This is a genomic window from Acidovorax cavernicola, assembly GCF_003581445.1.
In genome coordinates this window covers 12,808-25,444 of the sequence record NZ_QXMN01000010.1, presented here as the reverse complement: position 1 = coordinate 25,444, position 12,637 = coordinate 12,808, and the positions used below count along the sequence as shown (strand labels likewise).

General features: G+C 67.5%; 11 protein-coding genes. All 11 read left to right on the top strand.

From position 1 onward, the window contains the following. Positions 1-57: 57 nt before the first annotated feature. The 11 genes from dksA (at position 58) to mraY (ending at position 12,635) form a co-directional block, all read left to right on the top strand. Positions 58-1,011, top strand: a complete 954-nt coding sequence (gene dksA, locus D3H34_RS10745) for an RNA polymerase-binding protein DksA (RefSeq protein WP_286185617.1) — start codon at positions 58-60, stop codon at positions 1,009-1,011. A gap of 84 nt (positions 1,012-1,095) precedes the next feature. After that, entirely contained in the window at positions 1,096-2,718 is a 1,623-nt protein-coding gene (locus tag D3H34_RS10740) for an STAS domain-containing protein (protein ID WP_286185616.1), read from the top strand. A 105-nt stretch (positions 2,719-2,823) separates the two neighbouring features. Further along, entirely contained in the window at positions 2,824-3,369 is a 546-nt protein-coding gene (gene hslV, locus D3H34_RS10735; RefSeq protein WP_119553446.1) for an ATP-dependent protease subunit HslV, read from the top strand. Between the two features lie 2 nt (positions 3,370-3,371). Beyond that, the gene (gene hslU / locus D3H34_RS10730; protein WP_119553445.1) at positions 3,372-4,700 is read left to right on the top strand and encodes an ATP-dependent protease ATPase subunit HslU; all 1,329 of its coding nucleotides are present in this window, start codon (positions 3,372-3,374) and stop codon (positions 4,698-4,700) included. Between the two features lie 273 nt (positions 4,701-4,973). Continuing rightward, positions 4,974-5,402, top strand: coding sequence for a division/cell wall cluster transcriptional repressor MraZ (gene mraZ / locus D3H34_RS10725; protein ID WP_119553552.1), 429 nt, complete (start codon positions 4,974-4,976; stop codon positions 5,400-5,402). Between the two features lie 8 nt (positions 5,403-5,410). Further along, positions 5,411-6,334: a 16S rRNA (cytosine(1402)-N(4))-methyltransferase RsmH gene (rsmH, locus tag D3H34_RS10720; RefSeq protein ID WP_119553444.1), complete on the top strand. Its 924-nt coding sequence runs from the start codon at positions 5,411-5,413 to the stop codon at positions 6,332-6,334. 2 nt (positions 6,335-6,336) lie between these two features. Further along, positions 6,337-6,681, top strand: a complete 345-nt coding sequence (ftsL, locus tag D3H34_RS10715) for a cell division protein FtsL (RefSeq protein WP_119553443.1) — start codon at positions 6,337-6,339, stop codon at positions 6,679-6,681. Beyond that, complete coding sequence (locus tag D3H34_RS10710) at positions 6,678-8,432, top strand: peptidoglycan D,D-transpeptidase FtsI family protein (protein WP_119553442.1); 1,755 nt, start codon at positions 6,678-6,680, stop codon at positions 8,430-8,432. The genes ftsL and D3H34_RS10710 overlap by 4 nt, the downstream gene beginning before the upstream one ends. Position 8,433: 1 nt before the next feature. Then, positions 8,434-9,987 carry a UDP-N-acetylmuramoyl-L-alanyl-D-glutamate--2,6-diaminopimelate ligase gene (locus tag D3H34_RS10705; protein WP_119553441.1) on the top strand — a complete coding sequence of 518 codons (1,554 nt, stop codon included), beginning with the start codon at positions 8,434-8,436 and terminating at the stop codon, positions 9,985-9,987. Next, positions 9,984-11,441: a UDP-N-acetylmuramoyl-tripeptide--D-alanyl-D-alanine ligase gene (locus D3H34_RS10700; protein WP_119553440.1), complete on the top strand. Its 1,458-nt coding sequence runs from the start codon at positions 9,984-9,986 to the stop codon at positions 11,439-11,441. The genes D3H34_RS10705 and D3H34_RS10700 overlap by 4 nt, the downstream gene beginning before the upstream one ends. A 15-nt stretch (positions 11,442-11,456) precedes the next feature. Continuing rightward, complete coding sequence (gene mraY, locus D3H34_RS10695) at positions 11,457-12,635, top strand: phospho-N-acetylmuramoyl-pentapeptide-transferase (RefSeq protein WP_119553439.1); 1,179 nt, start codon at positions 11,457-11,459, stop codon at positions 12,633-12,635. The last annotated feature ends 2 nt before the right edge of the window (positions 12,636-12,637 follow it).

The window sequence follows — 12,637 nt, the reverse complement described above, 5'->3', positions numbered from 1 at the left end:
CTTGGGAGGAGACACCCAGTGAAAGCGCGTTCCAGTTCGTACAAGGAGCCAGTCACCGTGAAGAAACCCGCCGCCAAGGCCACGCCAGCCACCAAGTCCGCCGCAAAGAAGGCGCCGGCTGTGAAGGCTGTACCCGCGACGAAGAAGGTTTCCGCCACCGCTGCTGCTGCCCCTGCCGCGAAAGAGAAAAGTGCTGCCAAGAAGCCCGCGGCAACCCCGGCCAAGACCGGGACCGCTGCTGCCAAGAAGTCCGCCAAGCCCGCAACCAAGACCGCGGGCGCGGCGCCCTCGTCATCCCACCCGGTCGGCCGTCCTGCGGCCACCCCTTCTGTTCCCTCGACCCCCATGAAAAAAACGGCTGCCGCCACTTCTTCCGCCCCGGCGACACCCTCGATCCCCGCTACGCCCGCTCCCGCCGCGCGTGGTGGCCGCGTGTCCCGGCTGTCGCAACTTACCGTGCCTTCGATGCCCCAATCCGTGGCCTCGACCGCCGCCAAGTCCAGCTTCTCGCAGGCACCTTCCAACGCGCTGGTGCCGCCGCCGCCGCTGGCCGTCAAGAAAGACCCGAAGCTCGCCAACAACTGGAAGACCAAGACGCCCGCCGAGCTGAGCGACGCCGAAGTCATCGCGATGCCCGACGACGAGTACATGAACGACAAGCAGATGGCGTTCTTCCGCCTGAAGCTCGAAGAACTCAAGCGCGGCATCCTCGAGAACGCCGGCGAGACCACCGAGCACCTGCGTGAAGACACCGTGGTCGTGCCCGATCCGGCCGACCGCGCCACCATCGAGGAAGAGCACGCGCTCGAACTGCGCACGCGCGACCGCGAACGCAAGCTGCTCAAGAAGATCGAGCAGTCGATCCAGCGCATCGACGCCGGCGACTACGGCTACTGCGACGAGACCGGCGAGCCCATCGGCGTCGGCCGCCTGCTGGCCCGCCCGACCGCCACGCTTTCGCTCGAAGCGCAGCAGCGCCGCGAGCTCAAGCAGAAGATGTTCGGGGATTGAACGGCGGCAAGGTAGAACGAAACCCGCGCTTTCGATAACCTTCTCCGAATGCCAAAGGAAGAGTCAGGCCGCCTTTTTTCGAAGGTGGCCAAGTTCGTTCGAAATCCCCTGAAAGACTGGTCGGAGCTGGACACCCCGTCCTCCGACTCGTCGCTGCCCGAGCAGACCTACAGCCGCGAGATGCTGAAGGAAATGATCGAGCGACGCCAGCGCAACGACTTCGTGCGCCGCCGCGAGTTCGACATGCTGCGCAAGCTGCGCCAACGCGAGGCGGCGGCCCATGCCTTCGAGGCGACGGTCACGCCCTCGTCGTTCAACCTCAACAGCACCTCCGAAAAGACCGAAGGCCGCGCACTCACGCTCAAGAAGATCGACGAGATCGAGGAGCAGATGTCGCAGCAGTGGTGGAAGGGCCGCGGGCCGAACGGCCAGACGCTGGTCAATCCGCCGCCCGACGCGGGGGCTGAAACGCTGCCGCCGGTCGACAGCGGGGGCGGCCAGTTGCCGGCTGACCCGGGCGCACCCGCCGCTTCCGCGCCTGTGGCCGCGGCGCCGGTGGCTGCTGCTTCAACTGCGGCTTCCGCGCCGCAGCCGTCCCGGCTCGCACATGACGGCGCGCTCGAAGAAGCGGTGATCCGCTTTGCGCACGGCGACGACACCGGCGCCGAAGCCATCCTGCTGCAGGCGCTGGCCGCCGAGGCCGCGCCCGCCACCGAAGACGGCGCCGCAGCCGCCACGCTGGAGCGCGACGATGCCCGCTGGCGCGCACTGTTCGATCTGTACCGCGCCACGGGCGACGCCGCCAAGTTCGCGGCCGCCCGCATGCGTTATGCGCAGCGCATGAAGCGCATGGGCCCCGACTGGGTCTCGCTCGACGAACTCGCCCGCAGCGTGAAGGCCGTGACCGCCAGCGAGGACGCCGAGGCGGCCTCCGACACCACAGGCGCTGCCGACTGGGCCAGCCCGGCGCATCTCACGCGCGAGGGGCTGATGGCGCTCACGCGCGCGCTCTCGCAGGCCGGCATGGTCTGGACGCTGGACTGGCGCGCGCTCACCGAGATCGATCCGTCCGCCGCCGCGCCACTGCGCATCCTGTTCACGCACTGGTCCGATTCGCCGGTGCAGCTGCGCTTCTTCGGCGCCTCGCAACTGATGGCCGTGCTGGCTGCGGCCACACCCAACAACGAGCGCCATCCCGACGACGCCTGGTGGCAGCTGCGCCTCGCGGCGCTGCGCCTGATGCACCTGCCCGACGACTTCGAGCTGGTGGCGCTCAACTACTGCATCACCTACGAGGTGTCGCCGCCGTCGTGGCAGGACCCGAAGGGCGAGTGCACCTCGCTGGCCGCGCCGCCGGCGAGCCGGCCGAGTTCGGTCTGGTCGCTGCTGTCGGTCGGGGGCGATTCCGAGAGCTTTCCGTCCACCGACAGCGGCTTTGCCGCGCTGGCGGGCGACCTGCGCGGCGATTCGCTGTCGTGCTGGCAGCGCTTGGACCACGACCTGCGCCACACGACCGCGCCGGTCATCTCGTGCGCGGCCCTGCTGCGCATGGACCTCACGGCTGCGGGCACGCTGTTGAGCTGGGTGCGCGACCGCGATGCGAATGGCGAGCGGGTGCAGTTCGTCGACGCGCATCGGCTCATCGCTGCGCTGTTCGGGCTGATCGGCATCACCGACCACGCCACGGTCGCTGTTCGCAAGAACTGACACCGGAACAGGGGCGTCCAGGGCCCCTGCGCCGCGGTGTTTTCCGCCACCAGCTTGTCCGACCGCAGGGGTTGCATTGCCCGGGCCCATCCCCAGATGGCTGCGATGGAACAGTTTCACGGCACCACCATCGTGAGCGTGCGCCGCAAGACTCCCCAGGGCGACCAGGTCGCCATCGGGGGGGACGGGCAGGTCACACTCGGCAACATCGTCATCAAGGGTACGGCGCGCAAGGTGCGGCGGCTCTATCACGGCAAGGTCCTGGCGGGCTTCGCCGGCGCCACGGCCGATGCCTTCACGCTCTTCGAGCGCTTCGAGGCCAAGCTCGAGAAGCACCAGGGCCATCTGACCCGCGCGGCGGTCGAACTCACCAAGGACTGGCGCACCGACCGCGTGCTGCGCAAGCTCGAAGCCATGCTGGCCGTGGCCGACGCCACGACCTCGCTCATCATCACCGGTAATGGCGACGTGTTGGAGCCTGAAGACGGCGTGATCGCCATCGGTTCAGGCGGCGCCTATGCCCAGTCGGCCGCCAAGGCGCTGATCGAGAACACCGAGCTGTCGGCCGAGCAGATCGTGCGCAAATCGCTGACGATCGCCGGAGAAATCTGCATTTACACGAACATGAACCACACGGTGGAAGCGCTCTGACCATGTCCATGACCCCCCAGGAAATCGTCTCCGAGCTCGACAACCACATCGTCGGCCAGCCTGCCGCCAAGCGCGCCGTCGCCATCGCACTGCGCAACCGCTGGCGCCGCCAGAAGGTCGACGAGAAGCTGCGTCACGAGATCACGCCGAAGAACATCCTCATGATCGGCCCGACGGGCGTCGGCAAGACCGAGATCGCCCGTCGCCTGGCCCGCCTGGCCGATGCGCCCTTCATCAAGGTCGAAGCCACCAAGTTCACCGAGGTGGGCTACGTGGGCAAGGATGTCGATTCGATCATTCGCGACCTCGCCGAGATCGCCGTCAAGCAGACGCGCGAATCCGAAAGCGTGAAGGTGCGCGCCCGTGCGGAAGACGCGGCCGAGGAGCGCATCCTCGACGCACTGCTGCCCCCGGCGCGCGGCGCCGATGGCGCCACGCCCGCACTCGACAGCCCCAACCCCACGCGTCAGGCCTTCCGCAAGAAGCTGCGCGAGCACCAGCTCGACGACAAGGAGATCGAGCTCGATCTCGCCGAGACCCGCGCGCCGCTGGAGATCATGGGTCCCGCCGGCATGGAGGAAATGACCGAGCAACTGCGCGGCATGTTCGGCCAGATGGGCGGCGGCAAGCGCAAGACGCGCAAGCTCAAGATCGCCGAGGCGATGCGCCTCCTGATCGACGAAGAGGCCGCCAAGCTGGTCAACGAGGACGAGATCCGCGCCCAGGCGATTGCCAACGCCGAGCAGAACGGCATCGTGTTCATCGACGAGATCGACAAGGTGGCCACGCGCAGCGAGGCGCAGGGCTCCGACGTCTCGCGCCAGGGCGTGCAGCGCGACTTGCTGCCACTGGTGGAGGGCACGGCCGTGTCCACGAAGTACGGCGTGGTGCGCACTGACCACATGCTGTTCATCGCGAGTGGCGCGTTCCACCTGAGCAAGCCGAGCGACCTGATTCCCGAGCTGCAGGGGCGCTTCCCGATCCGCGTCGAGCTGCAATCGCTCTCGGTGGCGGACTTCGAGAGCATCCTCACGCAGACCCGCGCTTCGCTCGTGAAGCAGTACCAGGCGCTGCTGGCCACCGAAGGCGTGACGCTCGACTTCACGCCCGACGGCATCACGCGCCTGGCGGCCATTGCCTTCGAGGTGAACGAGCGCACGGAGAACATCGGCGCGCGTCGCCTCTCGACCGTGATGGAGCGCCTGCTCGATGAGGTAAGCTTCGACGCCACCCGCATCGAAGGCCAGACGGTCCGCATCGATGCCGCTTATGTCGACGAGCGCCTTGCGGCACTAAGTCACGACGAAGACCTTTCGCGCTTCATCCTCTGAAGCCGCCTCCCTCGGCCCCTGTAACGGGGTCGTCCTTCACGCATCACTTTCACTGCGTGAGCTAAGTACTTCATTTTCAACGAAATTCGCCGATTTCCAGGTTTGGAAATCGGCGCTAAGTCGTTGATTCCATTACAAAAAATACCCCCGGCGGGCCGTTGTGTCGCAAGTGTTTCCTGCTACAGTGGAAAAAAGTGCAGTTAAGTGGGAAAAAGTGCGGGCAACGCCCCTTTCGGGTGTCGCGGCACCTCCCACCACAGGGGTTTCGTGGTCGTGTTTCAAGGCGCTTCATCGCTCAGTCTGGATGCCAAGGGGCGGCTCTCCGTGCCGACCCGGCATCGCGACGTCCTGAGCGCCACGGCAGGCGGCCAGCTCACGATCACCAAGCATCCGCACGGATGCCTGATGGTGTTCCCCCGTCCCGAATGGGAAAAATTCCGCGAACGCATTGCTGCGCTGCCGATGTCGGCGCAGTGGTGGAAGCGCGTCTTTCTCGGCAACGCGATGGACGTCGAGATGGACGGCACCGGCCGCGTGCTTGTGTCGCCCGAACTGCGCGCCGCCACCGGCATCAGCCGCGACACGCTGCTGCTGGGCATGGGCAATCACTTCGAGCTGTGGGACAAGGCCACCTACGAGGCCAAGGAGGCCGAGGCCACCCAGGGCGAGATGCCAGACGTGTTTCAGGACTTCTCGTTCTGAACGGCGCCATGAACACCCCCCTGACCCACACGACCGTCTTGTTGAACGAGGCGGTGGAAGCCCTTCTTTCCGGCAGCACGGCTGCCGTGGGCACGTACGTGGACGCCACCTTCGGCCGCGGCGGGCATGCGCGCGCCGTCCTGGCGCGGCTGGCGCCGGAAGGCAGGCTCATCGCATTCGACAAGGATGCAGAAGCAGTGGCCGAAGCAGCGCGCATCTCGGATGCGCGTTTTTCTATCCGCCACCAGGGATTCCGCTCGCTGGGCGAGCTGCCCGACGCCAGCGTCAATGGCTTGCTGATGGACCTGGGCGTGAGTTCGCCGCAGATCGACAACCCGGTGCGCGGCTTCAGTTTTCGATTCGACGGTCCGCTCGACATGCGCATGGACACCACGCGCGGCGAGAGCGTGGCCGAGTGGCTGGCGACGGCCGAAACCCAGCAGATTGCAGAGGTGATCCGTGACTATGGCGAAGAACGGTTTGCTGTTCAGATTGCAAAGGCGATTGTTGCTCGCAGACAAGAACGGGGCGCAATTTCAACCACCGCCGAACTGGCCGAGCTCGTGGCTGGCACGGTCAAAACCCGCGAGCAGGGCCAGAACCCTGCAACGCGCACATTTCAGGCTTTTCGGATTTTCATCAACGCCGAGCTTGAGGAGCTGCAACAAGCGCTAGACGCCAGCCTGTCGGTGCTCGCGCCCGGCGGCCGGCTCGCGGTGATCAGCTTCCATTCGCTCGAAGACCGCATCGTCAAGCAGTTCATCGCCAAGCACTCGAAGGAGGTCTACGACCGCCGCGCGCCCTTCGCCGCGCCGAAGGTGATGAAGCTGCGCGCCCTGGAGCGCATCAAGCCGTCCGACGCCGAGGTGAGCGGCAATCCGCGCTCGCGCAGCGCCATCCTTCGGGTGGCGGAACGAACGGAGGCAGGGTAGCCATGGCGCGCATCAACCTGCTCCTTTTGCTGGCCGTCATTGCGACGGCTTTGTACCTTGTGCACACCCAATACCAGTCGCGCCAGCTCTACACGGAGTTCGACCGCGCACAGCAGGAGGCGCGCAAGCTCGAAACCGAGCATGACCGACTGCAGGTCGAGAAGCGCGCGCAGGCCACGCCGCTGCGCGTGGAAAAGCTCGCCAAGGAACAGCTGCAGATGCGCACGGCCTCGCCGGCCATCACGCAGTACGTGCGCCCCGACGGCTCGGTGATCCCCGCCGTCGCGCCGCTGCCCCCGACCACGCCGGCCAAGCCCGGCGTCGCATCCGCGAGGCCCGCCCGATGAGCCGCGGCAACCGCAGCGTTCGCTACACCACCAGCCCCTTGCTCGCGAGCAAGACGCCGGTGTGGCGCAGCAAGTTCATCGTCGCCGGCATCGCCTTCGGCTTCGTCATGCTGGCGGGGCGGGCTGCGTACGTGCAGGTCTTCAACAACAGCTTCTTCCAGCGCCAGGGCGAAGTGCGTTTCGCGCGCACGCTGGAGTTGCCGGCCAACCGTGGCCGCATCCTCGATCGCAATGGGCTCATCCTCGCTTCGAGCGTGGTGGCGCCCAGCATCTGGGCCATTCCGGAAGACATCGAGCGCGACGACCCCGAGGTGCGCGCCAAGCTCAAGCAGGTGGCCAAGCTGCTGGGCATGCCGCAGAAGGACTTCGACAAGAAGCTTGAGGACGAGGACAAGACCTTCGTCTGGATCAAGCGCCAGGTCGACGAGCCCATCGCCAAGCAGATCGCCGCGCTCAACCTCAAGGGCATCTATCAGCGCAAGGAATACAAGCGCCAGTACCCCGAGGGCGAGGCCGCGGCGCACGTGGTGGGCTTCACCAACGTGGAAGACAACGGGCAGGAAGGCATCGAGCTCTCGTTCAACAAGGAACTGGCCGGCAAGGCCGGTTCGCGCCGTGTCATCAAGGACCGGCTGGGCCGCGTGGTCGAAGGCGTGGGCGAACAGGTGCCGCCGGTCGAGGGCAAGGACATCCAGCTGAGCATCGACAGCAAGGTGCAGTTCTTCGCCTACCAGAAGCTGCGCGACGCCGTGACGGCGCGCAAGGCCAAGGCCGGCAGCGTGGTGGTGCTCGACAGCACCACCGGCGAAGTGCTGGCGCTGGCCAACTACCCGAGCTACGTGCCCGACAAGCGCCAGAACCTCACCGGCGAACAGCTGCGCAACCGCGCGCTCACCGACACCTTCGAGCCCGGTTCGACCATGAAGCCCATCACCGTGGCGATGGCGCTGGAAGCCGGCCGCGTGAAGCCCTCGACCATCATCGAGACGTCGCCCGGGCGTTACCAGCTGGGCGGCTTCACCATCAGCGACACCCACAACTACGGGTCGCTGACGGTCGAGGGCGTGATCCAGAAGTCCAGCAACGTGGGCGCGCTCAAGATCGCCCAGAAGATGACGCCCCACGAGATGTGGGACACCTACACCGCATTGGGCTACGGCCAGAAGCCGCAGATCCAGTTCCCCGGCGCCGTGACGGGCCGGCTGCGGCCGTGGAAGACCTGGAAGCCGGTCGAGCAGGCCACCATGGCCTACGGCTATGGCCTGTCGGCGTCGCTGTTCCAGATGGCGCATTCGTACACCTCGTTCGCGCACGACGGTTCGCTCATCCCGGTCACCATCCTGAAGAACACCGAATCGCCGGTGGGCGTGCGGGTGTTCTCGCCGTCCAACGCGCTCGCCGTGCGCAAGATGCTGCAGATGGCCGCCGGACCGGGCGGCACCGGCACGCGCGCGCAGACCATCGGCTACTCGGTCGGCGGCAAGTCAGGCACGGCCCACAAGCAGGTCGGCAAGGGCTACGCCAGCAACAAGTACCGCGCGTGGTTCACGGGCATGGCGCCCATCGAGAAGCCGCGCATCATCGTCGCGGTGATGATCGACGAGCCCAGCGACGGCCAGTACTACGGCGGTCTTGCCGCGGCGCCCGTGTTCAGCGAAGTCGTGCAGCAGACGCTGCGCATGATGAACGTCCCGCCCGATCTGGCGGTCAAACCCCTGGTGATGACGCAAGACGTCCCCGAGAGTTTCTGACATGCTGACCCTCACTTCCCCCACCACCGCCGCGTTCTGGCTCAAGGAGCGCGTGCAGGGCGCGCTGCAGGCCGACAGCCGCGCGGTCGGCCCCGGCGACGCCTTCATCGCCTGGCCCGGTGCCGCGACCGACGGCCGCCAGCACGTGGCGGCTGCGCTGGCGCAGGGCGCCGTGGCCTGCCTCGTCGAACACGAGGGCGTGGACGCCTTCGGCTTCGACGGCGACGAGCGCATCGTGAGCTACCCCGGCCTGAAGGCCGCCACCGGCCCGATCGCCGCCGCCTTCTACGACAACCCCTCGACACAGCTCGACCTGCTGGCCGTGACCGGCACCAACGGCAAGACGTCCACCGCGTGGTGGCTGGCCGAATCGCTGTCCACGCTGCGCGCGGCCGGCGGCGTGCGTGCGATGCGTCCCGACGGCACCACCGAGCGCGGTGCTCCGTCGCCCTGCGCCGTGGTCGGCACGCTGGGCATCGGCGTGCCGCCCGCGCTGACCTACACCGGCCTGACCACGCCCGACCCCGTGATGCTGCAACGCGCGCTGCGCGACTTCGTCACCGAAGGCTTCGGCGCCTGCGCCATCGAGGCCTCGTCCATCGGCATCGCCGAGCGCCGGCTCGACGGTTGCCGCATCGCGGTCGCCGTGTTCACCAATTTCACGCAGGACCACCTCGACTACCACGGCAGCATGGACGCCTACTGGCAGGCCAAGGCCGAGCTGTTCCGCTGGCCCGGCCTGCGCGCCGCGGTGATCAACATCGACGATGTGCACGGCGCCAGCCTGTGTGCCAATCTGGTCGACGCCGGCATCGGTGCGCTCGATGTCTGGACCGTCTCCGCCGCCGGCAAGCCCGCGCGGCTCATGGCGCGCGACATCGGCTACGACGCCCAGGGCCTGCAGTTCACCGTGGCCGAGCATGGCACCGCGTCGGCCGAACGGCTGTCGACCGGCCTGATCGGCCAGTACAACGTCGCCAACCTGCTCGGCGTGCTCGGCACCCTGCGTGCGCTGGGCCTGACGCTGGCACAGGCCGTCGCGGCCTGCGCCGACCTCAGCAGCGTGCCCGGCCGCATGGACCGTGTGCAACCGACCGACGGTGCGCCACTGGCTGTGGTCGACTACGCCCACACGCCCGACGCGCTCGACAAGGCGCTGGCCGGCCTGCGCCCGCTGGCCAAGCAGCGCGGCGGTGCGCTGTGGTGCGTGTTCGGCTGCGGCGGCAACCGCGACCCGATCAAGCGCCCGCTGATGGCCGCCGTCGCCGAACGACAGGCCGACCATGTGGTGGTCACCAGCGACAACCCGCGCAACGAGAACCCCGACGCGATCATCAGCCAGGCCTTGCGCGGTTTCACGCGCGTCGAGGCGGCCCGCGTGCAGGTCGACCGTGCGCGCGCCATCGCAGAAACCATTGCGCAGGCGGCACCGCAGGACGTGGTGCTGATCGCCGGCAAGGGCCATGAAGCGTGGCAGGAGATCGCGGGCCAGCGCCTGCTGTTCTCCGACAAGGCCCATGCGTTCGAAGCGCTGGCGAAGCGGGGGGCCGCATGACCGCTGTGACCACGCCCGTCACCACTCCGCTGAACCTCACGCTGGCCCAGGCGCAGCAGTGGATTCCGGGCGCGCGCCTCGTGGGCGACCCGTCCACCGTCATTGCCCGCGTCCACACCGACACGCGCACCCTGGCCGCCGGCGACCTGTTCGTCGCGCTCAAGGGTGAGCGCTTCGACGCCAACGACTTCCTCGCCGATGCGAAGAAGCAGGGTGCCGTGGCCGCCATCGCGCACCACGGCCTCGAAGCCGCCGGGCTCGCCGGTCTCGAGGTGCCCGATTCGCTCGTGGCGCTCGGTGCGCTGGGCGCCGGCTGGCGCGCGCAGTTCGATCTGCCGCTGATCGCCGTCACGGGCAGCAACGGCAAGACCACGGTCACGCAGATGATCGCGGCCGTTCTCTTCGCTTTCCGCGCCGACCGCGCACTGGCCACGGCCGGCAACTTCAACAACGAGATCGGCGTGCCACTCACGCTGATGCGCCTGCGCGCACAGCACCAGCTGGCGGTGCTCGAACTGGGCATGAACCATCCGGGCGAGATCGCGCGGCTGGCCGCCATTTCGCGGCCGACCATCGCGCTGGTCAACAACGCGCAGCGCGAGCACCAGGAGTTCATGGCCAGCGTCGAGGCGGTGGCCATCGAGAACGCCGCCGTGTTCGCGGCGCTGCCCGACAACGGCACCGCCGTGTTCCCGTACGGCGACACCTTCACCTCGTTGTGGGCCGACATGGCGCGCCAGAGCGGCTCGCGCCGCTGCCTGACGTTCGGCGAGCACGCCGACGCCGACATCGCGCTCGACAGCGCGCAGTGGCAGCAGGGTGCCTGGAGCGTGCGCGTGCGCACGCCGCTGGGTGCCTTCGATGCGCGCCTGCACATCGCGGGTCGCCACAACGTGGGCAATGCGCTGGCCGCCACCGCCTGTGCGCTGGCGGCTGGCGTGCCGCTGGATGCCATCGCCGCGGGCCTGTCGGCCTTCGAGCCGGTCAAGGGCCGTTCCAGGGCCAGCGAGGTCGTGCTGCCCGGCGGGCATGCGCTCACGCTCGTCGACGACAGCTACAACGCCAACCCCGATTCCGTGATCGCCGCCATCGACGTGCTCACCGGCCTGCCCGCCCCGCGCCTGCTGGTGCTCGGCGAGATGGGCGAGGTCGGCGACCGTTCGCCCGAGTTCCACGCCGAGGTCGGCGCCTGGGCGCGGCAGCGCGGCCTCGACGCCGTCTACACCTTGGGCGGCGAGACCGTGCATGCGGCGACGGCTTTCAACAACAAGGACGACGCTGGCGACGCCGGCGGACGTCATTTCGACGATTTCGACACGCTCCGCGCCGCCGTGCTCGCACGTCTGCCGCAGCTGGGCAGCGTGCTGGTCAAGGGTTCGCGCTTCATGAAGATGGAACGCGTGGTGCAGGCGATCGAAGCACAACAACAAAAGGAGGCCGGTCATGACGCATGAGCCGCGCAACACACCATGCTGATGTCCCTGGCCCAATGGCTGCAGACGCTGTCGCCCGAGTTCGGGTTCCTGCGCGTTTTCAACTACCTCACGTTCCGCGCCCTGATGGCCGCGCTGACCGCGCTCGTCGTCGGCCTGGTGGCCGGCCCGTACGTGATCCGCCGCCTTGCCGCGCTCAAGATCGGTCAGCCGATCCGCGGCTACGGCATGGAAACGCACCTGACCAAGAGCGGCACGCCGACCATGGGCGGCGTGCTCGTGCTGTTCGCCATCGCGTTGTCCACGGTGCTGTGGTTCGACCTGTCGAACCGCTTCGTGTGGATCGTGCTGTGGGTCACGATGGGTTTCGGCGCCATCGGCTGGGTCGACGACTGGCGCAAGGTGGTGCGCAAGGACCCCGAAGGCATGCGTTCGCGCGAGAAGTATTTCTGGCAATCGGTGGTCGGCCTGCTGGCGGGCTTTTACCTGCTGTTCAGCATTTCCGAGAGCTCCAACTGGCGCGTGCTCGAGCTGTTCTTCGCCTGGGTGCGCTCGGGCTTCGACCTCGACTTCCCGCCCAAGATCAACCTGCTGGTGCCCTTCTTCAAGGAAGTGAGCTACCCGCTGGGCGGCATCGGCTTCGTGATCCTCACGTACCTCGTGATCGTGGGCGCGAGCAACGCCGTCAACCTGACCGACGGCCTCGACGGCCTGGCGATCATGCCGGTGGTGATGGTGGGCTCGGCGCTGGGCGTGTTCGCCTACGTCACCGGCAGCGCGGTGTTCTCCAAGTACCTGCTGTTCCCCTACATCCCGGGTTCGGGCGAGCTGCTGGTGTTCTGTTCGGCGATGGCCGGCGCGGGGCTGGCGTTCCTCTGGTTCAACACCCATCCGGCGCAGGTCTTCATGGGCGACGTGGGCGCTCTGGCGCTGGGCGGCGCGCTGGGCACCATCGCGGTCATCGTGCGCCAGGAGATCGTGTTCTTCATCATGGGCGGCATCTTCGTGGTCGAGGCGATCTCGGTGATGGCGCAGGTCACGTACTTCAAGTACACGAAGAAGCGCTTCGGCGAAGGCCGCCGCGTGCTCAAGATGGCGCCGTTGCACCACCACTTCGAGAAGAGTGGCTGGCGCGAGACGCAGGTCGTCGTGCGCTTCTGGATCATCACGATGCTGCTGTGCCTCATCGGCCTGTCGACGTTGAAGCTGCGGTAACG